The organism is Streptomyces sp. NPDC088157, assembly GCF_044741545.1.
Lineage (GTDB): Bacteria > Actinomycetota > Actinomycetes > Streptomycetales > Streptomycetaceae > Streptomyces.
The window spans coordinates 85,664-106,592 of sequence record NZ_JBIUSU010000015.1; the positions used below are offsets into that span (position 1 = coordinate 85,664).

Below are 20,929 nucleotides of genomic sequence, written 5' to 3' on the forward strand. Positions count from 1 at the left end.
CTCAACCGGACGCGGCGGCGGCCAGGATCTCGTCGACGAGCCGGTCGGCCGCGTCCGGACGGCCTTGCGCACGGGCCCGCTCCGCCATCGCCTGCCGCAGGTGGGCATCGGCCAGGAGCGGGCCCAACGCGTCCCGCACCCGGGCCCCCGTCACCTCGCCTTCGAGCGCGACCGCGGCCCCGGCCTCCTGCAAATGGCGCGCGTTGTGCGCCTGCTCGTTGCCCGCCGCCGACGCCAGCGGCACGAACACCGCTGGCTTGCCCAGCGCCGTCAGCTCCGCCAGCGTCCCCGCACCGCTGCGCGAGATCACCACATCGGCCAGCGCAAGCACGTCCGGCAGCTCCGCACCGACGTACCCGGCCAAGTAGTACCGTCCGGCCAGCTCGCCGGGCAGCCCGGCCGCCCGTGCCCGCAGACCCTCCACATGAGCCGGGCCGCACTGATGGACCACATTCGCCTGTTGCAGCAGCCACGGCAGCACCTCGCCCACCAGCTCGTTGATCTGCTGCGAGCCCTGCGCACCCCCCGTGACGTACACCGTCGGCAACTGCCCGGCGAAGCCCCACAGCCCCAACGCCTCAACCGCTTTAGCCGCGTGCCCCGACAGGACCTCCGGCCGCACCGGGTTGCCCGTCACCACAGCGATCTGCCGTGCCGACTCCGACAGCAACGCCAGCGTCGACTCCGAGGACACACAGATCCGGGCAGCCGCCGACGCCAGCTTCCGGTTCGCCAGCCCAAGGCGCACCGTCTGCTCGTGCAGCACCAGCGGACGGCGGCACATCCGCGCCGCCAGCCCGGCCGGCACCGCAACATAGCCGCCTGTCGCCAGCACCACGTCCGGCTGGAACTGCTCGATCGCCCTGCGCGCCTGGAGGACACCGAGAGGCACCCGCGCCATGTCCCGCACGTTCGCCGGGGACACGAGTTTCAGCGGGTTCTTGGAGCGGCGGATCTTGCCTGTCACGACGCTGACGAACGGAATGCCCTCGGCCGGCGCCACACGCGCCTCCAGGCCCTCAGCCGTCCCGATCCACAGGGCGTCAAGCGACCGCCCCTCAGCCGCGAGTCTCGCTCGCAAAGTACCCACCGCGGTGAGGGCGGGATACGTGTGTCCTCCCGTCCCGCCGCCGGTGACGACGAGACGGAATGCGGCGCTGCTCATCGGGACTGCTCCAAGATTCGGCGGGCATCAGACGAGCCGTCACAGTAGCGCTTCCTGCCGAAGCGGGACCGCTGCAACAGCGAGCTGGGCGACGCGGCTCAGTGTCTCGCGGGTACGCCGTACGGGTCGTCCGTACCCGCGCGCCGGGCGGCCGTCCGGCCGCAGACTGCCGCATCGTCAGATCTCCGCGTCCTGGCCATAGGCGGACCGCTGGTGGTCCTCACACAGGCCTCGCGGCAGGGCACGCACCCCGCCTGGGGGAGCAGGCCCGCGCCGCAGGCCTCACCGTGGAGCAATGGGGACGGGCGCCCCGCCGAACCCGCCACGGGGGACCGCCTTTACCGGCTGTGGATCTCCCACGCCGGCGAACTGCGGCGCGAGCGGGGCGAGACCACGGCGCTGCCGGGCCGCCGCGCCGTCCTGCTCACCCTGGGCCGCTCTCTGGACCAGCCGCCGCACCCAGATGAAGATGGCGCGGCGTGGAGAGCGGCGTGGTAGATGGTGGCAACTTGTTCGTAGCGGGTCCGTGTCTGGTCAGCGAGGTGATCCAGAAGAAGCGTCCTAACCGCCCACAGCGTCGGTCAGGTCATCGTCATGACTGTCGGCTATGAGTTCGGCGAGGGTGAAGTGGGCTTCCTCGTTGCGGGAAATCCGGTTGTGGACGCGCACGAAATATCTGCGCTCGGAAACCCGGAAGACCTGTCTCCTCTGGCGTCGGCGCCCACGTTCGGAGACGGCCTCTGCGAAGGTATCGACCATACGCAGCATCGCGGCCAGCGCTTCAGCTTCGGTTCCTTCGAGTTCACGGTGGACGGTGTCACGGAAGACTTCTGCCTCGCCTTCAGCTTTCAGGACGACCCACTGGGGCACGGCGTTCTCCACTTCCTGAGGCGGTGCGAGCCGGGCTGCCACACGCAGCCCTGTCCCCTCGGCCGACCACGGCACCGAGCCCGATGATCTCGGCACGGGGAGGCTATAGGACATGCCGACAGCCCAGGGGTTGTGGAGGGGACAGTGTCCCCGGGCCTCACCTATAGCCTGCGGGGACGATCGTCCGGCTGAAGCCCCGCAGAGCCTTTCGCCGGGCACTGTCACGTTGGCTGACCGGTGGGATGATCTTCGCGTCGATCAGGCTGGGAGGGGTCGTCCGTGGGGAGTGCGTCGCTGTCGTACAAGGGGCACCGGTACCCGGTCGAGGTCATCTCCCACTGTGTGTGGCTGTACCACCGCTTCCCGCTGTCGTTCCGCGAGGTCCAGGAGCTCATGCTCGAGCGCGGGATCGCCGTCTCCTACGAGACGATCCGCCGCTGGTGCGCCAAGTTCGGGCAGACCTACGCCAACGCGCTCCGCCGCCGACAGCCCCAGCCCGGAGACAAGTGGCACCTTGACGAGGTCTTCATCAAGATCAATGGGGAACAGAAGTATCTGTGGCGGGCCGTCGACCAGGATGGCAACGTCCTGGACATCCTGGTGCAGGATCGCCGGGGCAAGGCCGCGGCCAGACGCTTCTTCCGCAGACTTTTGAAGAGGACCGGTGTTGTGGCGCGGGTGATCGTCACCGACAAGCTCCGCTCCTACGGCGCGGCCCACCGCGAGGTCATGCCCTGCGTCGAGCACCGGCAGTCGAAGTACCTGAACAACCGAGCGGAGAACAGCCACCAGCCAACCAGGCAGCGCGAACGGGCGATGAAAGGCTTCCGCTCGGTGGGCGGAGCGCAGCGGTTTCTGTCCGCGTTCAGCGGCATCTCACCCCACTTCCGGGCCTGCCGCCATCTGATGTCCGCACACGACTACCGCGCCGAGATGACCGTCCGCTTCGCAATCTGGGACCGGATCACCGGCGTCGCCAGCCCCTGACCACAGCCCGGAACCGGGCTCCACCACACCACGACGCGCCATTAGACACCTACCCACCCAACAACGTGACAGCGCCGATTGGATCGGCGCCGCTGTCGGGCCCCGGAAAGTCCGGGTTCATTGGACGCCTGCCGTGCCTGTCGTCATTCGATCGTTTGCCGACACTCAGGCGGTGGTGCCGGCGACCACGTCGACGGCGTGGCGCCGGTGTGCTGCGAAGAGGTCGAGGGCGGTGTTGGTGTCCCGGGCGCGCAGTGCGGTGACGAGTCCGTGGTGCTCGCGCGGGATGCGGTCGAGGTAGCCGGCGGTGCTGCGGCTGATCCGGGTCAGCAGGAACAGGTGGACCTGGCACCGTATGCCGTCCCAGGCGTCGGCGAGGCGCTGGTGCCCTGCGGCGGCGAACACCGCGTCGTGGAAGGCGATGTCCAGGCGCACCATCTCGTGCGCATCGCCGGCCCGCTCCATCATGTCGGCCGTCTTCGCGATGGACGCGAGGTCCTCGTCCGAGGCTTGGGCGATCACCTGGCGGACGGCGAGGTCCTCCAGCGCGCCGCGCAGGCTGTCGAGCTCAGCCACGTCCTCGGCGGACAGCGTCGTCACCGTCGTGCCCCGGTGCCACGCACAGTGCACCAGGCCCTCGCGCTCGAGCAGCCGCAGCGCCTCGCGCACCGGGCCGCGGCTGACGTCCATCTCGCCGGACAGCTCCACCTCGCGCAGCTGCTCGCCCGGGGCGTAGGCCCCGTTGAAGATGGCCTCGCGGATACGGTCCGCAACCTCGTCGGCCAGACCCCGGCGGCGAGCCGGGGCCACCTTGCCCTGATCACTCATGCCCGAATTACACCTCCTCCCCAATGACCTAATGTTAACATTCAGACGTTGTCGTGATGTCAACATTAGGACAAGTCGAGCAGGATCGCCCATGGGCCGCTCCGCTCCCCGGCAGGAAGGCAGTGCCTTGACCGTTCTCGACTCCCCGATCCCCCGATTCCACCTGGCCGTGCCGGTCGACGACCTGGCTGCCGCGCGCCGCTTCTACGGCGACGTCCTGGGCCTGGAGCAGGGCCGCAGTGCGGAGACGTGGGTGGATTGGAATCTGCACGGCCATCAGTTCGTCACGCACCTCGCGCCGGAGCGCGCGCAGCGCATACACAACCCGGTCGACGGCCACGACGTACCCGTGCCGCACTTCGGTCTGGTTCTGACGGTCGAGGCCTTCCAGGAGTTTGCCGAGCGGCTGCGGGCGGCGGGCACCGAGTTCGTCATCGAGCCGTACGTGCGTTTCGCGGGCCAGAAGGGCGAGCAGTGGACGATGTTCCTCCTCGACCCGGCCGGCAACGCGCTGGAGTTCAAGGCGTTCGCCGACGACTCGCAGGTGTTCGCCGCCTGACCGGCGGCCGGTACCACCCACCCCCACACGCGAAAGACGGGACGAGCTCATGAAGGTGTTCCAGATCGGCGCCGCCGGAGGAGTCGGCCGCCGCCTTACTCAACTCCTCACCGCACGCGGTGACTTTGTGACCGGCATGCACCGCGGGCCCGCTCAGGGTGAGACGGTGCGGGCGGCCGGCGGGACTCCGGTGGTCGGTGATCTCATCGCCGACTCGGTCGAGGATCTGGTCGGCAAGATGCGCGGCCATGACGCCGTGGTCTTCTCGGCCGGCGCACACGGCACCGGTCAGGACAAGACGACCCTCATCGACGGCCGTGGCCTTCAAAAGGCCGCCGATGCGGCCGCGCTGGCCGGGGCGGCGCGGTTCGTCCTCGTCTCGGTGTTCCCCGACGCGCTGCGCGACGGGACACGTAGTGAGGGCTTCGAGCACTACATCAAGGTCAAGAAAACCGCCGACGTCTATCTGACGCGCACCGATCTGGACTGGCTGATCGTCCGTCCCGGAACCCTTCTGGACACCCCCGGCACCGGCCGGGTCACCGCCGGTCCCGCCGTCGAGTACGGCGACGTGCACCGCGACGACGTCGCCGCGTTCCTCGACGCCGCCCTGCACGCGCCTGCCCTCAGCCGCGTGATCGTCGAACTCACCTCCGGTGACACCCCCGTCACGGACGCCGTCACCCGCCTCGCGGCCGCCTGAGCTCACACCTGCACCTCAACCACAGCACCATCAGCAAGGAGGAGCACCATGACCGCCATCGATTCCTACAGTCACGACGTCTCCGGTGAGAAGGAGTTCGGTTTCGCCCAGGCCATCAAGGTCGGCGACACGATCTACGTCTCCGGGCAGCTCTCGCACGACGAGCAGGGCAACTTCCTCTACCCGGGCGACTTCGACGCCCAGCTGAAGCAGTCCTACGCCAACTTCGAGAAGGTGCTCGCCCACTACGGCGCCACCCGCAACCAGGTCGTCTCCGAGACCCAGTTCATCGTGGACCTGCCGCGGCACAATATGGCGATGGCCGCGGCGAACCTGGCCTACTTCGGTGACCACCGCCCCACCAGCTCCACCATCGGCGTCGCGTCGCTGTTCTTCCCGGGCCAGCTCATTGAGGTCAACTTCGTCCTCGACACTCGCCTGCCGGCCTGATCATGAAGGTTCTGTTCGCCGGAGGGCACGGCAAGATCGCCCTTCTCCTGGAGCAGCTGCTGTCCCGGCGCGGCGATGCGGTCACCGGCCTCATCCGCAACCCGGCCCAGGCCGAGGCGTTGGAGGAGGCCGGGGCCCAGGCACGGCTCGTGGATCTGGAGAAGGCCTCCGGCGACGAGGTCGCCCGGCATCTGACGGGTGCCGACGCGGTGGTTTTCGCCGCCGGGGCGGCTCCCGGGAGTTCGGTGGGCCGTAAGGACAGCGTGGACCGCGGCGCGGCGATCCTGCTGGCGGACGCCGCCGAGAGCGCCAGAGTCGGACGCTACCTGCTGCTCTCCGCCATGGGCGCCGATCTGCGGGCCGTCGACGACGAGAGCCTCGACCCGGTCTTCCGTACCTATCTGCGGGCCAAGCTCCCGGCCGAGAACGCGATGCGGTCCCGGTCCGCGCTCCGGGCGACGAACGTCTGCCCCGGTCTGCTCAACGACACCCCCGGCACCGGCCGGGTCACGCTCGCCGAGCGGGTCCGGGCCCCATCTCCCGGGCCGATGCCGCCGCCGTCCTGCTGGCGCTGCTCGACGAACCGCGGCTGACCGGCCGGACCGTCGAGGTCATCGGCGGCGACACCCCTATCGCGGATGCCGTGGCGGCCCACGCCGCCCACTGAACTGCCCGTTCCGCCTCTCGACTCTGGCTCACTCCCGCGGCGCACAACGAACTCGCCGAGGTCTACTGCATCGTCCATGAGCCCAGGCTGTCAGTTCGCACCAGAAACCCGTCCTGCCCCCGGTCCTATATCGCGGACCAGGTCGTAAGGATCGCGGGTGAGTGTGCGGTCGGTGGAACGCTGGCGGCGGGCCGGGCGTGAGGGCGGGGTGGAGGCCCTGCGCTCGGCAGGGCCTGCGAACTTCTCCGACCGTCACCGATGCCCAGTTCCTGGTGATCGAGGAGGAACTCAAGTGGCTCGCCCCCATCCGCCTCCCGCCGTATGCACCCGACCTCAACCCTGTCGAGGTCATCTGGTCACTCGTGCGCAGAGCAATGGCCAACTCAGGCGCCCTGGGCCGCGTGGACTCGCTGCCCTTCGACGAAGGTCTCAAGGACGCGGGTGGCGGCGATCTCCTCGGGTGGACCCGCGAACGGGTCACGGTCGAGGACGACGAGATCGGCCGACTTGCCGACGGTGATGCTGCCGGTGATGTCGTCGAGGTGGTTCACATGGGCACTGCCCGCCGTGTACGCGGCGAGCGCGGTGCCCAGGTCGAGGCGCTGTTCCGGGAGGAAGGCCGGGGTGTCCTCGGGCGCGCCGGGGGCGATCCGGTTGACGGCGACATGGATGGCCTGGAGCGGGTCGGGGCTGCTGACCGGCCAGTCGCTGCCGGCGGCCCGGGTCGCGCCTGCGCGCAGCAGATCACCGAAGGGGTACTGCCGTGCGCCGCGTTCCGCACCTAGGAAGGGCAGGGTCAGTTCGTCCATCTGCGGTTCGTGGGCGGCCCACAACATCTGCAGGTTGGTGCTCGCGCCGAGTGCGCGGAAGCGCGGAATGTCGTGCGGGTGCTCGACCTGGAGGTGCGCCAGGTGGTGCCGTGTGTCGCGCCACCCGTTGGCCGCGCGGGCGGGCTCCACGGCGTCGAGCACCTCGCGCACCGCGCGGTCGCCGAGCGCGTGGAAGTGGACCTGGAAGCCGGACGCGTCCAGCTCGGTGACGTACTTCCTCAGCTCGCCCGGCTCGACGAAGCTGATGCCGCTGTTGTCCGAGGAGCAGCCGCAACCGGTCAGATAGGGGTCGAGCAGGGCGGCGGTGTAATTCTCCGCGATGCCGTCCTGCATGACCTTCACGGTGGTGGCGCGGAACCGGTCCCGGTTCAACTCCTCGCGGCGGGCGATGAGTTCGGGGATCTGTTCGGCGCCGCGCTCGCGGTCCCACCACAGAGCGCCGACGACACGGGCGGTGAGCAGGCCCCGGTCGACAGCGGCCATATAGGCGGGCTCCGGGTCGGTCATGGTGGCGTACGCGCCGATGATGGCGTCCTGCCAGGCGGTGACGCCATAGGAGTGCAGGACGGTCTGGGCACGGAGCAGTGCGGCGAGTTGCTGCTGCGGCGTGGGATCCGGAACGAGCCTTCCCACGAGGTGGACGGCTCCCTCCTGGAGCATGCCGGTCGGGTTGCCGTCGGCGTCGCGCTCGATACGGCCGTCGGTGGGGTCGGGCGTACGGGCGTCGATCCCCGCGCGCTCCGGGGCCCGGGTGTTGACCCAGGCGCCGTGGTGGTCGCGGTTGGGCAGGAAGACGGGCCGGTCCGGGACGATCGCATCGAGAGCCGCGGCGGTGGGAGCGCCGCCGGGGAACGCCTCCAGGGACCAGCCGCCGCCGGTGATCCACTCGACGTCCGGGTACTGGCCGGCGTATGCCTTGATCCTGCGCAGTTATGCGGCCGGGTCGGCTGTGTCGGCGAGGTGGCACAGGCCGAGTTCGAGGCCCGCGCCCTGCGGGTGAACGTGGGCGTCCTGGAAGCCGGGCAGCAGCAGTTTGCCGGCGAGGTCGACGACCTCGGTGCGCGGGCCGATCAGCTCGTGCACCTCGTCGTGGCCGACGGCGGCGATCCGCCCGCCGCGCACGGTGGCTGTGCAGGCCCGCCTTGTTGGCGAAGATCAGCACGACCGAGCCCATGATCGCGCTGGTGTAGGCGCAGAAGATGACCGAGCCGACCAGGGTGACCCAGCCGGTCAGGAAGCCGGGCCAGGGGCCGAGGGCCTTGCCGACCCAGACGTAGCCGTTGCCGCAGTTCGGTTCCGAGCGGTTCAGGCGGGCGTAGGCGATGGCGATGCCCAGGACCGGCAGGAAAGCCAGGAGCAGAAGTGCCGGGGCCTGCAGGCCCACGATGGTCGCGATCGTGCCCATGCCGATGGCGATGCTGGTGGTGGCCGCGGTGCTGGACGCGGCGATGGCTACGCCGTCGACGACGCCGAGGGAACGGCGCAGAGCCGAGCCCGGCGCGGAGGACAGGGGCGGTGCGGACGACATGGAGGGCTCCTCGGGGACGGCAGACGGGAAGAGCCGCGCGGTGAGGTGATGGAACCGCTGACATCCACATTGGGTCAACGCTGTTGACGTAAGGCGCCGGGGGTCGTTCACTGGGCGTGCCTGGTCGACCCGGAGAGAAGAACCCGGTCATGTCCACCCGTGTCCCGCAGGAGCGCCGACGCCGGCGACCCACTCACTCCGGGGTCCTGCTGTCCGAGGACCTGATCGTGGAGACCGCCCTGCGGCTGATCGGCGAGCACGGTCCCGAAGCGCTGAGTGTGCGCCGGCTCGGCGCGGCGCTGGGCTGCGATCCGACCGCTCTCTACCGCTATGTCCACGGCACCGACGACCTGGTGCTCGCCATCGCGGACCGGATCATCGGCGACGCGATGGCGGGATTCGTCCCCGGGGCCGACTGGGTGGCCTCGTTGCGCGAGATGGCCCTGCGGGTCCGCACCGGGTACCTCGCCCATCCGCGGGCGGCGGCCATGGCGGCGCACCGGGTGACCGGGCGCAAGAGCGAGATCCAGGCGGTGGAGACGGGGATCGGCCTGCTGCTGTCCGCGGGCTTCGAGCCGGCCGCCGCCGCACGGCTCTACCTGGCCTTCATCGACACCGTCCCCAGCCACGCGGCCACCGACGCGGCGTTCCAGGCGCTCCCGCTACAGCAGCGCCAGGGCGACCACCGGGCGTGGCCGAATGTCTACCAGGACCTGGACCCGGTGGAGTATCCGGCGCTCACCGCAGTCCGCCCCGCGTTGCCCGGCATGGCGGACAGTTCCTTCGAGGAGGCGGTGGACCTCCTGCTGGAGGCACTGGCGGCCCGGGCCCCGACACGCTGAGCGTCCACAATGCGTCGCCGCCGACCGCTGACGTGTCTGCGCCTGCGACAGGAACTTCGTCGCGAGGATGAGTTTTCCGTACCTTCAGTGGGTCGGCGGTTGGCTGGAGAGGCTGGACGGTAGGAACGACAAGATCCTTGCGCAACGAGCGTCGGGTCACCGTCCTCCACCAGCGCCAGGCCAACGGCCTTCGCCTTGTTGGTGGGTCAATGCTGACTGATTCGCTGGTAGTGGGGCTGTGTGGGGTGGGTAGGTCCCTCGTGCACGGCTGCCCACGGTTGAGCGGGAAACCAACCGCCGACCTGTCCCACGCAACCGTAGGCACCGCAGGTCAGAGGATCGCCCTGCCCATAGCTATCTGGGACAGGACAACGGGGAACCCTGACCGGGCGCGAGTCGGTGACACCGAAGTCTGAGCGGTAGACGACATCGAGGGGCGTCAGGGGGTGAGCGCGCTGACAGCGCACGACCACGCGGCTGCCCGAGGCCGTGTTCCGCGGGATAGGTATGTTTGGGGCACCGTATAAGGAGATGCACGATGCCCGAGCGCCGCAGAGTTCTGTTCGTGACCGACCTCGCCTACCAGGCCCGGGGGCGACGCTACTGCGACGAGGACATCTTTCTGACCTCCCGACTGCGCGAGGGCTTCGACATCGCCCTGTGCCACCCGCTGGATGCCGCCGCGCTGATGGACGCCTTCGATGTGGTCGTGGTCCGCAACAGCGGGCCCGTGCTGCACTACCAGAAGGAGTACGACGCCTTCCGGGAGCAGGCCGTGGCCCGTGGCATCCGGGTCTACAACCCGCTGTCCGGCCGGGGCGACATGGCCGGCAAGCAGTACCTGCTGGACCTGACGGCCGCCGGATACCCGGTCATCCCCACCATCGACCGGCCCGAGGACCTGCACCTGCTGCCCGAGGTCGGCCAGTACGCGGTCAAGCCGAAAGCGGGCGCGGACTCCATCGGCCTGGCCTTCGTGCTTCGAGAGCAGCTGAGCGACCTCGTCTACGGCGACATCCTGGTCCAGCCGCGCATCGACTTCCGCTACGAGGTGTCCTTCTACTACGTCGACGACACCTTCCAGTACGCCCTTCACGCCCCCGATCCCGAGCGGCGTTGGGTCCTTGAGCCCTACGAGCCCACCGACGCCGACCTGGCCTTCGCCCGGTGCTTCATCGACTGGAACACCCTCGACCACGGCATCCAGCGCGTGGACGCCTGCCGCACCCAGGAAGGCGAGCTGCTCCTCGTAGAGCTGGAGGACCTCAACCCGTACCTGTCCCTGGACCTGGTCTCCGACCGGACCCGTGACGCGTTCGTGGCGAGCATGGCGGCATCCCTCCACCGGTTCCTGGACGCTCAGCCCCGCGTCTGAGGTGCCATACGAGCCCTCAAGAGCGATCGCTCAGACTTCGATGGCGCGCGCTCAAGATTCGTTGTCGCAGGACACCCTGACCGCCACGGCCGACTCGCTCCGCAAACGGGCCGGGGCAGGCTGGAAGGCGTGACCAGCGCGCCGATCGTCGTGCACCGGCCGGCCATCTCGGGCGGCCGGAGGGGCACCGTGCACAGCGGCGGCGCGGGAGGAGATCCTCGGCTCGCCTACAGCGACCACGACCTGGTCGTGTTCCTCGAAGGCGCCGACGTCGCCGACCCCGGGGCCACTCTCGACGCCCCGCAGTGGGTGGAATGGCGCGGCGGCCCGTCCACGAGTTCAGCGCCGCCTGACGTCCGGCGGCAGCAGCCGGGCAGGGCGGACGCCCGGCTGCGGTGGGCTACTCCCAGGGCCGCGGTGCCGGATACGACTCCGCAGGTTTTCCCGTTGAGGGTGAAGCTCTTCGGTGCGGGGTTGGCGCCGCTGTAGGCGGCGTTGAAGCCGATCGTGGTGGAGGCGCCGGTGGGCAGGGCCGCGTTCCAGCCGGTGTCCTTGACGGTGACCGCCGCGGCGTTCTGCGACCAGGTGCCGTTCCAGCCCTGGGTGATCTGCTGGTTGCCGGTGAAGGAGAAGCCGAGCTGCCAGCCGTTGACCGGAGCGCCCTGGTTGGTGATCTTGATGTTTGCGGTGAAGCCGCTGCCCCAGTCGGTGCTCACGCTGTAGCCGACGGTGCAGCCGGTGGTAGGCGCGCTCGCGGTGGTCAGCGTCACCGGGGCCGACGCCGGCGAGCTGCGGCCGGCGGTGTCCTTGGCCACGACCCGGAAGGTATACGCGGTGGCCGGGCTCAGTCCGGTGATCGTGGCGGTGGTGGCCGGGGCGTTCACCGTGGCGATCGGGGCGGACCCGGCGGGGTCGCCGGAGAACACCTCGTAGGACGCCACCGGGGCGGACTCGGTGGTCGAGGGGGCCCAGGTCAGGGTGGCCCGGTCGGTGCCGACCGCGGAGGCCGCCGGGGTGCCGGGGGCGGAAGGCGGCGTGGCGGCGGTCGAACCGGCCGGGATGACGTACTCGGTGATCGAGTACGCAGGGAAGGTCCCGGTGAAGGCACCGCCTGACAGCGGCTGGTCGGCGGCGTGCTCAACCTTGGTCAGGTCGGTCTGGCCGTAGCGGTAAACCTGCGCGGTGGCGGGGAGGGCGGTGCGGCCGGTGACGGAGACCGGTGCGGTCAGGTCGCCAGTGGTCTTGTTGATCACCATGACCGTCGTCGCGTGGTCGGAGCTGCGCTCGGCAGCGTAGACCGAGAGTGTGTCCTGGTCGGCGCTGCCGGCCTGGACGGCGGTGTCGCCGAAGGTGCCGCCGCTGCCGTCGTAGTTGAGGAACATCCGGAAGGCGTAGGCACCGGGGTCGGTCGCCTTCGGCGGTGACCACAAGGTGGCCAGGTCCAGGCCCTCGCGTCCGAAGATGCCCAGGACGTCGGCCTGCGCCAGAGCGCCGTTGATGTGGTCCAGCGCACCCCAGTTGTACTCGGTGACGGCCAGCTTGGTACCTGGGTAGTTCTGGCCGACCAGCGAGCGCATCCGGGGGATGAACTGGATGGGCTGGTTGATCCAGCTCTCGTCGACGTAGGACGGGTCCCACAGCTGCCTGGTGGAGCGCAGCCGCAGCGCCTGGGTCGCGGAGTCACCTGCGCCGGCCAGCGCCACCCCCGTCTGCTGCGGGTAGATGTGCTCGTCGAAGTAGTCCAGGATCCGGCGGCCGTGAGTCTGGTCGTACGCCTTCATCTGCTGCAGGTACCAGGGGGCGAACTGCACACCGCCGTGCGCCGCCCGGTCCGGCGGGTCCGACCAGCAGTTGCCGCCCTGCTTGCTGCAGACGTCCTGGTCGAGGCCCGAGTAGATCAGGGAGTTGAAGCCCCAGCCGACCGGGCCGAGGGTCTGCGCGCCGGCGTCGGCGTCCTTGATGGCGGCGCCTGTGGCGTAGGTGCTGTCCCGTAATTCGTCGTAGCTCGCGCCGGTCGGGTGCACGTCCCGGTGGGTGGCATGCCATAGGTCGGGTTCGTTGTCGAGGTTGTAGAAGCGCACTCCGCCGTTGCCGGCCTTGCCGTAGGCGCCGTTAAGGTACTGCACCCAGCCCTTGGTGAAGTCCGCGCCGATGGGGATGCTGGTGTCCGCCGGGTTGTTCCCGGTGATGTCGGTGCCGTCGGGCTTCTTGCCGTTGCCGCAGTCGGGCCGCCACTGGGCGTCGCTGCCCTGCTGGGGACCGTACTTGGCGATGCTGAAGCCGCAGGCGTCGTTGCGGGCTGCCGCCGTCCGGCCGATCAGCGGCACGGTGAGCACCGAGTCGGTGCCGGTCCTGCGGTTCTGTTCGACGAACTTGTCGGCCTCGGACCCGGCGGGCAGAGCCGCCGGGTCGTTGTTGTAGTGCAGGTTCTCGAAGTACCAGTCGGAACCCGCGTTGTAGGCGTCGAGTTTGTAGTTGTACCGCGTCGTGGCGTTGCCGCCCCAGCGGCTGAGTGGCAGGCGCAGTTCCTGGGCCAGCGCCTCGTCGGCGAAGTTCATGCCGTAGATGTGCGGATCGATGGCATGTCGTCCGGTGGTGGCGTCCACGCTGATCGCCGGACCCGCGGCGTCGGTGGCGGCGACCGCGCGGGCGCGGGCGGCCTGGTCGGCTTCCGGTCGGGCCCCGCCCGCTTGCGCGGGACCGGCCAGGCCGGCGCTGGTCACCAGCAGGGCCAGCGCCGCGAGAGCGGCTCTCAGTGCTGTACGCATGGTCTCCTTCTCAACGGCCATGCAGTGCTCGCCCGTTGGCCGCACGGCGCACGTGGACGTGCGACGACGTACCCGGTGATGGCACCGAGCGGGAGAACACCGAACGGCCTGACGTGAGGGGATGGCTCGCGGTGGTGCGGCGGTGCGGTCGTGCCTGGTGTGTCGTGGCCCGGCGCGACAGCGAGGTGCGATGTGCACGCGCGGGCGCGCGGCTGTGTGATCACGGGCACCGGCGAGTGGGAGCGCTCCCACTTCTCACCGGACGGGTCCGCCGATCCTTTTTTGCCGGACGGGAGCGGTACGAAGATCGACCGGCATGGGTCCCGCGCGGCCCGCGGTCGAGCCGGGCCAGGTATGAACCACACCGATCCGAAACGTTCTCATCACTGGGTGATGATTTCTGCTCCGGGACTCTAGGGTCGACTTGTGAGGGGCGTCAAGAAGCCGTGCAGCCCGGGATGGGACGAGGTCGCGGACGAGGCTCTGTGCGGCGGGAGGAGGGCTCCGAACGGTGGCTTTCCGCGGACCGCCGACCGTCAGCCCTTCTCGGAGCCCGGCACACCGGTGAGCGCCGCCTCCGCAATAGCCACCTCGTAGGTGAAGAAGCTGCTCGCCGCGGTCGCGCGTGACCGGCGGGCCCGTGGGTGCCCGGTGGCGAGGGGCACCGCACGGTCCGGCACCGCTCAGGAGGTGAGCGGCGAGAGTTTTACCGCGTTGGCGATGGCCTCCATGCCCGCACTGTTGGGGTGCAGATGGTCGCCGCTGTCGTAGGCGGGGAGCAACTGCGCCGGGTTGGCCGGATCCCGGAGTGCCGCGTCGAAGTCGATCACCGGCGCTGTCACGTTGTTGCGTGGGTAGGTGTCTGATGGTGTGTTGCGGCGTGGTGGAGCCCGGTTCCGGGCTGTGCTCAGGCCGTGGTGGAGAGGCCGGCGACGCCGGTGATCTGCTCCCAGATTGCGAAGCGGACGGTCATCTCGGCTCGGTAGTCGTGTGCGGGCATCAGATGGCGGCGGGGCCGGAAGTGGGGTGAGATACCGCTGAAGGCGGACAGGAACCGCTGGGCTGCGCCGGTGCCGCGGAAGCCCTTCATCGCCCGTTCGCGCTGCCTGGTTGGCTGGTGGCTGTTCTCCGCCCGGTTGTTCAGGCCCTTGTGGGAGCGGTGCTCGACGGAAGGCATGACCTCCCGGTGGGCTGCGCCATAGGAGCGGAGCTTGTCGGTGACGATCACCCGCGGCACTGTGCGAATCTTTTTGAGGAGTCTGCGGAAGAAGCGTCGGGCGGCGGCCTTGTCCCGCCGGTTCTGCACGAGGATGTCGAGGACATGCCCGTCCTGGTCGGCGGCCCGCCACAGGTACTGCAACCGCCCGTTGATCTTGATGAAGACCTCGTCCAGGTGCCACTTGTCCCGGGCTGGGGCTGCCGGCGGCGCAGTGCGCCTGCGTAGGTCTGCCCGAACTTGGCGCACCAGCGGCGGATCGTCTCGTAGGAGACGACGATCCCGTGCTCGAGCATCAGCTCCTCGACCTCGCGGAACGACAGCGGGAAGCGGAAGTACAGCCACACACAGTGGGAGATGACCTCGACCGGGTACCGGTGACCCTTGTACGACAGCGACGCAGTCCCCACGGACGACCACCCCTCCCAGCCTGATCGATCCGAAGATCATCCCACCGGTCAGCCAACGTGACAGTGCCGCTGGAAGGGCCTCGTAGTCACGGGCCAGGCGGCGGTGGAACATCAGCCGGCCCAGCGTGCGCTCGACCGCCCGCTTGGGGATCCGAGGGAATGCGCCTCACACCCGGGTCGACCAGAAAACGGACAGTTCGTAACAGGAGATCCATGATCACGTCATGCGGACGCTCCACGAGCGCGAAATCGTCCCTTTCGACCATCAGCTCTTCCCCCAAGGGCGAAAGACGGGACCATGACACCAACGATTTCCAGACGCTCACATAGAGCAAAGACCGCGGCCCGCATCGGCACGGTGCTGACCGCCGTGGCGCTCGCGCTCGGCATCACCGCCGGAACAGCCCTGGCGTCCACCCCGAGGTACACCGGCGACTTCAGCTGGCGCGCGACGCAGGTGAAGCGGCTGGCGAACTGCGCCTCCACCCATTGGTACAACGGCACTCAGCCGAATCCGATCGGCGACGCCTCGACCGGGGCCAAACTCACCGCCTGCGACGGCGCGGCATCCAACTCGTACTGGGACGGCGAGCATCTCCTCGCCGGCTCCGAAAACCAAAACATCAACGGCCGACGCGTCAGCTATCGCTCGGACCACAGCTGCCCGCCCAAGCGCGGCTTCCAGTACATCAAGTGCTACTACGTCGGTGGCAAGGCGAAGGGCAACCCGGTCATGACCGTGTCCATCATCTCGACCGGCCTCGGCGGCCAGGACGTGGCCGTGGACTGGTACTACCTGTAAACCCAGCTTTGACCACAGGAAACGGTGGCCTGGCGCGACGAGCGTCGGGTCACCGTCCTCCACCAGCGCCAGGCCCACAGCCTTCGCCTTGTTGGTCAATGCCGACTGATTCGCTGGTAGTGGGGCTGGTGTGGGTGAGTAGATCCCTCATGCACGGCTGCCTCCGGTTGAGCGGAAAACCGACCGCCGACCTGTCCACTCAACCGTAGGCACCGCAGGTCAGAAGCTCGCCCTGCCCATAGTTATCTGGGATAGGTCAGTGGAAGCCCCGGAACGCCGCGTCGTGGTGGCTGGGGGAGACAGGCGTCTCTCCACCGGGCGCAGCCAGCGGATCGGCACGGTGAGTGTGGTGACCCGCGGGAGTTCGACGGGCTCGCCGTCGGCATCGAGCAGCATCCTGGAGACCTGGTAGCCGTGGCCGGGCGGAAGGCGGGCCGCCTCCGCCCGGTCCTCGGTGAGCTCCACCGTGACCCGGGTGCTCGCGCCCATCACCAGGCCCTGGGCGGTTCGAGCGGCAGTGTCAACGTCGACCACGGCCAGCGGGAAGTACGTGCCGCGCAGCCAGCTCAGCGGCCACCAGGAGTCGCCCATGGTCGTCGGCCGGTACCGCCGCACGGGAAGCGCGACCGGCACCTCGCAGCGGGACGTCTGCCCCACCTGGACGTCCTTGGTGTGCATACCTCCAGCGTGTTCCCGGCCGTGTCCCGGCGCCTGAACGGCCAGCAGTGAACAGTCCGACCCGTGTCATCAACGCCCTGTTTCCCCAGGTCGTCGTGACGAAGCCAAGGCCGCCGACACCATCGCCCGGGCCGAACGCGAGGGCCTGTCCTATGCGGGTTTTCTCGCCGAGTTGCAGATGGCCGAGTGTGAGGACCGGGACCGGCGCCGGGCTGAACGCCGTATCAGGGCAGCTCACTTCCCGTACGACTACCGGGAACTTAAGCACGGTCTCGGCCTGGACCACTTCGAGGGACGTTCCTGGACCGGGTGGCATCACCACGTCACCCTGGTCACCGCCGCCCACGCGTTCCTCACCGAACAGCGCCTGGCCCCAAAAGCCGATACGGCGGACTCACCCTCTACCAGACCCTCGACGCCATCCAGGACCTGCTGACTGCTGGACCGGCACCTGCACCACCTGCCACCGCCCCCTGCCCAGAACATCCACCACCAGCCAGAACCCCAGAAGCAGAGCAACCTAACGGAGTCCTAGTAGGACACTTGTGATGAAAACCGTTCTTCCGCGGCCCCGGACTGGCACTGAGGCGCTCGGAAGGTCCGGACGCCTCAGTGCGGGAAGACCGGTTCTCAGCAGATGCCAGTCAGTTTGGTGTTGTTGTAGGGAGTGCTGTCGGAAGTCGTGGTGACGACGTGGCAGCCCGGCTGGACGTTGGCGACGTGCATGAAGCCGTTGTCGTAGGTGGCGGCGACGCTGTTGCCGTCCATGTAGACGCTGGTCGTGCTTGCCGTGCCACCAGGCAGATACACCGAGGCGGTCGTGTTGGTCGGCACGTTCACGCTGATGTCGACGCGGCCGTCGCTGGTTGTGTCGTAAGCGACGCCGATGGTGCCGTGCGCGGTGGGAACCGTGACGTTCGCCCAGGCGACCGATGTCGGCTGAGGTTTGACCTGGAAGGTCTGGTAGCCGGGAGTGCTGGGCCGGATGCCGAACATGCTCTGGGGGATGGTGAAGGCGGGAGCGGACGCCCACGGGTGGGAGTAAGTGGTGTTGGATTTCAGCGACAGGTCCCAAGCCTCCATCGTGGCACCCGCCCCGTCGTTGATCATGTTCATCCAGCTGCGCGTACCGGTCGACGTCAGCAGGGTGTGGGCGATGTCGGGCCGGTTGCCCTCGTACAGAGCCTGGATGACGAACGGGGCGCAGTACACGCTGCACGCCATGCCGCGGCTGCCCAGGTACGAGGCGACCTGCGAGGCGCGGGCGGAGTCGGCGATACCGAAGGCGGTCGCGAAGGCGCTGGCCTGGACGGCGTAGTGGTTTATCACTGTGCCGTCGTTGTTCAGCCCGTCGCGGTAGGCGCCCTTGGTGGAGTCCCACATCCTCGAGTTGACCGCGTCCTTAATGGCGTTTGCCTTGGACGTGTACGTGGCGGCGTCCGAGCTCTTGCCCAGCGCGGTGGCGATGTCGGCCATGTCTGTGTAGGAGCGGTAGGCGACAGCGTTGATGACGGTGTTGTAGGAGGTGAAGACGTAGCCGTCGCGCTCGGAAGCGGGCCAGTCGACGATGTCGCAGTCGGTGCAGCTGCTCGCACCCGAGCTGCCGGTGGTCTTGTGGATCAGGCCGGTCGCGGAGTCGTACCACTCGTCCGGCAGCTTGCCCTGCAGCGCGGTGTACGCGGCGGACAGCGGCGCGGTGCTCCCGGTCGTCTCGTAGCTGTCGTGCATGGCCAGGATGACGTACATCGGCCACTCGGTGGGCCAGGTGCGGTTGGATTTCAAGAAGTTCAGCGAGTAGTCGCCCAGTGCCGTGTCGCCGCCCGTGTAGAGGTTTCCCATGAGTTGGAGATAGGTGTCGGCCTCGTAGATGTCGCGCTCGCGCTCCCACGAGTCGACGTACAGGTTCAGGTTGGTTGCCTCGATGGTGTCGCGGGACAGCGCCCAGACCTGGTTGAGCGTGCTGTCGGAGGAGGTGAAGGCACCTGCCGACTCGTCGTACGGGTAGAGGTACGCCTCGGCCTTGAGGTCGGACGCGGTCAGCCCGGTGGGCGCGCCGATGACCTGGACGTACCGGAAGACGCGCAGACCCCAGGTTTCCAGCTGCTGGCTGCCGGACTTCAGCACCCACTTGTCCTGGTAGGTGTTGCCGGCCGAGGTCTGGTACTTGACCGTGTTGGTGCCGGAGGTGATCTCGCCGTAGCGGATGTCGACCGCCTGCCCGGAGGCGCCGTTCAAATTCAGGGACAGACCGCCGATCCAGGTGCGGCCGTAGTCGATGAAGTAGTTGCCGGGTGAGTACTCGGTGACCGAGACAGGCGTCTTGAACGTCTGCCGGACCTTCGCGGTGGGCGCCGGCTGGAGGTCGCTGAAGGCGCTCTTGGTGACCGCTGAGGACCAGGAGGAGGCGTCGAAGCCGGGCGTGGCGAAGCCGAACGGGTAGCGGCGGGCGTCGAAGTTCTCCTTGGGCGCCGTGTAGTAACTGGTGCCGATGGAGCCGACGTTCGGCAGGATGCGGGTGCCGTCCAGGGACTTCCAGTTGGAACCGGTGCCGAAGGTCTTGGTGGTGCCGTCGGTGTAGCGGATCACCAGTTCGGCAAGGAAGCGCTGGTCGCTGGTGGTGTAGGCGAGAGCCCCGACGGTATTGGCGGCGCCTGCGTCGAGCAGGGAGGTGACGTCGTAACCGTCGTAGCGGGCCTCGGAGCCGACCGGGCGGGTTGGGCCTACGCCGACGAAGCTTCCGTTGACCCACAGCTTGTAAACGAACTGCCGTGCCGGGGTGGTCGAGGCGCCCGTGGCGTACAGGTGGGCCCAGGCGATGCTCTTGCCGGAGGCCGGCGTGGTGGTGCCGCGCAGGAAGGTCCAGCTCGGAACCGTCAGCAGCCCGGTGCCGCAGTTCTTGCTCGTGCCGAGCGACAGGGCGCCATTGGTGATGGTGCCGCAGCTGAAGTCGGCGTTGGTGGCGTCGCTGAAGTCGTTGCTGTACAGGGATCGGTTGTTGAGGTCGGCGACGGTGATGTCGTCGAAGGTGGCCTGCTCGGTGCTTCCGGTGCGGAAGCCGATGCCACCTGAGTCGAAGGTGGCGTCGGTGGTGGTGTCGACCTGGGTCCAGGTGGTGTCGGAGTGGGCCTTCAGGGAGGTGGTGAAGGTCGATCCGGAGGCGACGATCTTGAAGTCGTAGGTGGAGCCGGTGGTGAGAGCGAAGGGGAGGGCCTGGGCGGTCTTCAGGGCGGTGAAGGTGCCGTTCTTCTGGATCTGGGGGGCGATGGTGTTCTCGCCGTTGCCTTTGAACTGCCACAGGTAGTAGTTGCTGGTGTTCTGCGCGCGGAAGGTGACGCTGGCGTACTTGGCGTTGATGACGAAGCTGCCCTGGAACGTGTAGTCACTCCACGCGGTGGGGGCGCCGCTCCAGATCGGGGTGGCCCCCGACCAGGCGGTGCCCGGCCCGGTCCCGAAGGAGGCTGGCGCCGACCAGGGGGAGGCCGCGCCCAGGGAGTCCCAGGTGCGGATACGCCAGTAATAGCGCGATGAGGCCGTCAGGGCCGGGCCACCGTAGGACACGTTGCTGTCGGCTGTGGAGGTGATCTGGCCCGAGTCCCATATGTCAGGGGTTTCGGTCAGGACAGCGGAGGTCGTGGCGATCTCGATCTGGTAGGCGGTCTGCCGGTCGCCGCCGATCTGCCAGCCGAGCAGCGGGGTGGAGCCGGGGGCCACGTCGACGGGGGTGGTCAGACGGTTGACAGTCAGCGCCGTAGGTGCGTCCTGGGCGGCGCTCGCCAGGGGCAACTGTCCGGTCACGCCGCCGACGAGGGCGAACCACGCGGTGAGCACAACCAGCAGGAGGGCACGAGGAGTTCGGGTTCTATCGGCTCTTCGGCGTCTTCTGGCTGTTCGGGAGAGAGGGGTGATAGGCGGCACGGGCGCATCCTTTGATACGTTTCAATCGGCGGGGAGGAGCCTCCCATGCCAGAAGCGGAGGGGAGTGGCCGACATCCTCAGGCGGGGTGTGCGGTGCTGTCAATGCCCCTGTCACATTGCTGCATCAGGTCGCAGATGGGGAAGTCTGCGCATGGTCGCTGAGGCGCCGACCGCGGCCTATTCGCTTTGGCAAGTGCAGGCCAGGCTTTGCGGAGTAGGGATTTCCGGCTGGAGTGAAAGGGGAACACCTGCGAATCTGTCGGGATCGATGTCCTGGACACCCCCGAACGACATCCCTCGAACGACAACCTTCGGGGTCCTTGCACTATGAGCGCC

Annotated in this window: 16 protein-coding genes and 6 pseudogenes; 11 read left to right on the forward strand and 11 right to left on the reverse strand. The window is 68.6% G+C overall.

Features of this window, described 5'->3' with window-relative positions:
* Position 1: 1 nt before the first annotated feature.
* Both ACIPFH_RS40775 and ACIPFH_RS40780 read right to left on the reverse strand, forming a co-directional pair.
* Complete coding sequence (locus ACIPFH_RS40775; RefSeq protein ID WP_401834725.1) at positions 2-1,165, reverse strand: UDP-N-acetylglucosamine--N-acetylmuramyl-(pentapeptide) pyrophosphoryl-undecaprenol N-acetylglucosamine transferase; 1,164 nt, start codon at positions 1,163-1,165, stop codon at positions 2-4.
* A 561-nt stretch (positions 1,166-1,726) separates the two neighbouring features.
* Positions 1,727-2,077: a hypothetical protein gene (locus ACIPFH_RS40780; protein ID WP_401834727.1), complete on the reverse strand. Its 351-nt coding sequence runs from the start codon at positions 2,075-2,077 to the stop codon at positions 1,727-1,729.
* Positions 2,078-2,314: 237 nt separating this feature from the next.
* On the opposite strand from ACIPFH_RS40780, the gene ACIPFH_RS40785 reads away from it, so the two are divergent.
* The gene (locus tag ACIPFH_RS40785; protein WP_401834730.1) at positions 2,315-3,022 is read left to right on the forward strand and encodes an IS6 family transposase; all 708 of its coding nucleotides are present in this window, start codon (positions 2,315-2,317) and stop codon (positions 3,020-3,022) included.
* Positions 3,023-3,187: 165 nt separating this feature from the next.
* Here ACIPFH_RS40785 and ACIPFH_RS40790 read toward each other — a convergent pair whose 3' ends face one another.
* Positions 3,188-3,850 (reverse strand): GntR family transcriptional regulator, encoded by a 663-nt coding sequence (locus ACIPFH_RS40790; RefSeq protein ID WP_401834733.1) that lies wholly within the window; start codon positions 3,848-3,850, stop codon positions 3,188-3,190.
* A gap of 127 nt (positions 3,851-3,977) precedes the next feature.
* Here ACIPFH_RS40790 and ACIPFH_RS40795 point away from each other — a divergent pair, with 127 nt between their 5' ends.
* From ACIPFH_RS40795 to ACIPFH_RS40815, 5 genes and pseudogenes are all read left to right on the forward strand, one after another.
* Positions 3,978-4,409, forward strand: a complete 432-nt coding sequence (locus tag ACIPFH_RS40795; RefSeq protein WP_401834736.1) for a VOC family protein — start codon at positions 3,978-3,980, stop codon at positions 4,407-4,409.
* Between the two features lie 49 nt (positions 4,410-4,458).
* On the forward strand, positions 4,459-5,112 hold the full coding sequence (locus tag ACIPFH_RS40800; RefSeq protein WP_401834738.1) for an NAD(P)H-binding protein: 654 nt from the start codon (positions 4,459-4,461) through the stop codon (positions 5,110-5,112).
* Between the two features lie 48 nt (positions 5,113-5,160).
* The gene (locus ACIPFH_RS40805; RefSeq protein WP_401834740.1) at positions 5,161-5,562 is read left to right on the forward strand and encodes a RidA family protein; all 402 of its coding nucleotides are present in this window, start codon (positions 5,161-5,163) and stop codon (positions 5,560-5,562) included.
* Between the two features lie 2 nt (positions 5,563-5,564).
* A pseudogene (locus ACIPFH_RS40810) lies at positions 5,565-6,229 on the forward strand (NAD(P)H-binding protein).
* 272 nt (positions 6,230-6,501) lie between these two features.
* Positions 6,502-6,579: pseudogene (locus tag ACIPFH_RS40815) on the forward strand (hypothetical protein); the annotation flags it as partial.
* 33 nt (positions 6,580-6,612) lie between these two features.
* Here the strand turns inward: ACIPFH_RS40815 and ACIPFH_RS40820 are convergent.
* Positions 6,613-8,196, reverse strand: a pseudogene (locus ACIPFH_RS40820) (amidohydrolase); the annotation flags it as partial.
* A pseudogene (locus tag ACIPFH_RS40825) lies at positions 8,186-8,545 on the reverse strand (amino acid transporter); the annotation flags it as partial. The pseudogenes ACIPFH_RS40825 and ACIPFH_RS40820, both read right to left, overlap by 11 nt.
* Here ACIPFH_RS40825 and ACIPFH_RS40830 point away from each other — a divergent pair.
* The 3 genes from ACIPFH_RS40830 (at position 8,457) to ACIPFH_RS40840 (ending at position 10,804) form a co-directional block, all read left to right on the forward strand.
* A complete protein-coding gene (locus ACIPFH_RS40830; protein ID WP_401834742.1) occupies positions 8,457-8,636 on the forward strand; it encodes a hypothetical protein in 180 nt (59 codons plus the stop codon). The pseudogene ACIPFH_RS40825 and the gene ACIPFH_RS40830 overlap by 89 nt on opposite strands.
* A gap of 100 nt (positions 8,637-8,736) precedes the next feature.
* Positions 8,737-9,429: a TetR/AcrR family transcriptional regulator gene (locus ACIPFH_RS40835; protein ID WP_401834745.1), complete on the forward strand. Its 693-nt coding sequence runs from the start codon at positions 8,737-8,739 to the stop codon at positions 9,427-9,429.
* 538 nt (positions 9,430-9,967) lie between these two features.
* Positions 9,968-10,804: a hypothetical protein gene (locus ACIPFH_RS40840; protein ID WP_401834748.1), complete on the forward strand. Its 837-nt coding sequence runs from the start codon at positions 9,968-9,970 to the stop codon at positions 10,802-10,804.
* 227 nt (positions 10,805-11,031) lie between these two features.
* Here the strand turns inward: ACIPFH_RS40840 and ACIPFH_RS40845 are convergent, their stop codons facing one another.
* From ACIPFH_RS40845 to ACIPFH_RS40860, 4 genes and pseudogenes are all read right to left on the reverse strand, one after another.
* A complete protein-coding gene (locus ACIPFH_RS40845) occupies positions 11,032-13,572 on the reverse strand; it encodes a glycoside hydrolase family 44 protein (RefSeq protein WP_401834751.1) in 2,541 nt (846 codons plus the stop codon).
* A gap of 536 nt (positions 13,573-14,108) precedes the next feature.
* Positions 14,109-14,252 carry a hypothetical protein gene (locus tag ACIPFH_RS40850; protein WP_401834754.1) on the reverse strand — a complete coding sequence of 48 codons (144 nt, stop codon included), beginning with the start codon at positions 14,250-14,252 and terminating at the stop codon, positions 14,109-14,111.
* A gap of 3 nt (positions 14,253-14,255) precedes the next feature.
* The gene (locus ACIPFH_RS40855; RefSeq protein ID WP_401834755.1) at positions 14,256-14,414 is read right to left on the reverse strand and encodes a hypothetical protein; all 159 of its coding nucleotides are present in this window, start codon (positions 14,412-14,414) and stop codon (positions 14,256-14,258) included.
* Between the two features lie 65 nt (positions 14,415-14,479).
* Positions 14,480-15,198: pseudogene (locus tag ACIPFH_RS40860) on the reverse strand (IS6 family transposase).
* A gap of 298 nt (positions 15,199-15,496) precedes the next feature.
* Between ACIPFH_RS40860 and ACIPFH_RS40865 the strand changes: the two are divergent.
* Positions 15,497-16,000: a hypothetical protein gene (locus ACIPFH_RS40865; RefSeq protein WP_401834757.1), complete on the forward strand. Its 504-nt coding sequence runs from the start codon at positions 15,497-15,499 to the stop codon at positions 15,998-16,000.
* A 219-nt stretch (positions 16,001-16,219) separates the two neighbouring features.
* Here ACIPFH_RS40865 and ACIPFH_RS40870 read toward each other — a convergent pair whose 3' ends face one another.
* Positions 16,220-16,678 carry a hypothetical protein gene (locus tag ACIPFH_RS40870; RefSeq protein ID WP_401834759.1) on the reverse strand — a complete coding sequence of 153 codons (459 nt, stop codon included), beginning with the start codon at positions 16,676-16,678 and terminating at the stop codon, positions 16,220-16,222.
* A gap of 247 nt (positions 16,679-16,925) precedes the next feature.
* Here ACIPFH_RS40870 and ACIPFH_RS40875 point away from each other — a divergent pair.
* Positions 16,926-17,114 (forward strand): annotated as a pseudogene (locus ACIPFH_RS40875) (IS701 family transposase); the annotation flags it as partial.
* 194 nt (positions 17,115-17,308) lie between these two features.
* On the opposite strand, the gene ACIPFH_RS40880 reads toward ACIPFH_RS40875, so the two are convergent.
* Positions 17,309-20,506 carry a family 78 glycoside hydrolase catalytic domain gene (locus ACIPFH_RS40880; protein WP_401834762.1) on the reverse strand — a complete coding sequence of 1,066 codons (3,198 nt, stop codon included), beginning with the start codon at positions 20,504-20,506 and terminating at the stop codon, positions 17,309-17,311.
* Between the last annotated feature and the right edge of the window lie 423 nt (positions 20,507-20,929).

Bases quoted from the DNA above. Each gene is read 5' to 3' on its own strand.
- ACIPFH_RS40840 (WP_401834748.1), top strand. From the start codon at position 9,968: ATGCCCGAGCGCCGCAGAGTTCTGTTCGTGACCGACCTCGCCTACCAG.
- ACIPFH_RS40805 (WP_401834740.1), top strand. From the start codon at position 5,161: ATGACCGCCATCGATTCCTACAGTCACGACGTCTCCGGTGAGAAGGAG.
- ACIPFH_RS40800 (WP_401834738.1), top strand. From the start codon at position 4,459: ATGAAGGTGTTCCAGATCGGCGCCGCCGGAGGAGTCGGCCGCCGCCTT.
- ACIPFH_RS40870 (WP_401834759.1), bottom strand. From the start codon at position 16,678: ATGCACACCAAGGACGTCCAGGTGGGGCAGACGTCCCGCTGCGAGGTG.
- ACIPFH_RS40845 (WP_401834751.1), bottom strand. From the start codon at position 13,572: ATGCGTACAGCACTGAGAGCCGCTCTCGCGGCGCTGGCCCTGCTGGTG.
- ACIPFH_RS40775 (WP_401834725.1), bottom strand. From the start codon at position 1,165: ATGAGCAGCGCCGCATTCCGTCTCGTCGTCACCGGCGGCGGGACGGGA.
- ACIPFH_RS40865 (WP_401834757.1), top strand. From the start codon at position 15,497: ATGACACCAACGATTTCCAGACGCTCACATAGAGCAAAGACCGCGGCC.
- ACIPFH_RS40835 (WP_401834745.1), top strand. From the start codon at position 8,737: ATGTCCACCCGTGTCCCGCAGGAGCGCCGACGCCGGCGACCCACTCAC.
- ACIPFH_RS40790 (WP_401834733.1), bottom strand. From the start codon at position 3,850: ATGAGTGATCAGGGCAAGGTGGCCCCGGCTCGCCGCCGGGGTCTGGCC.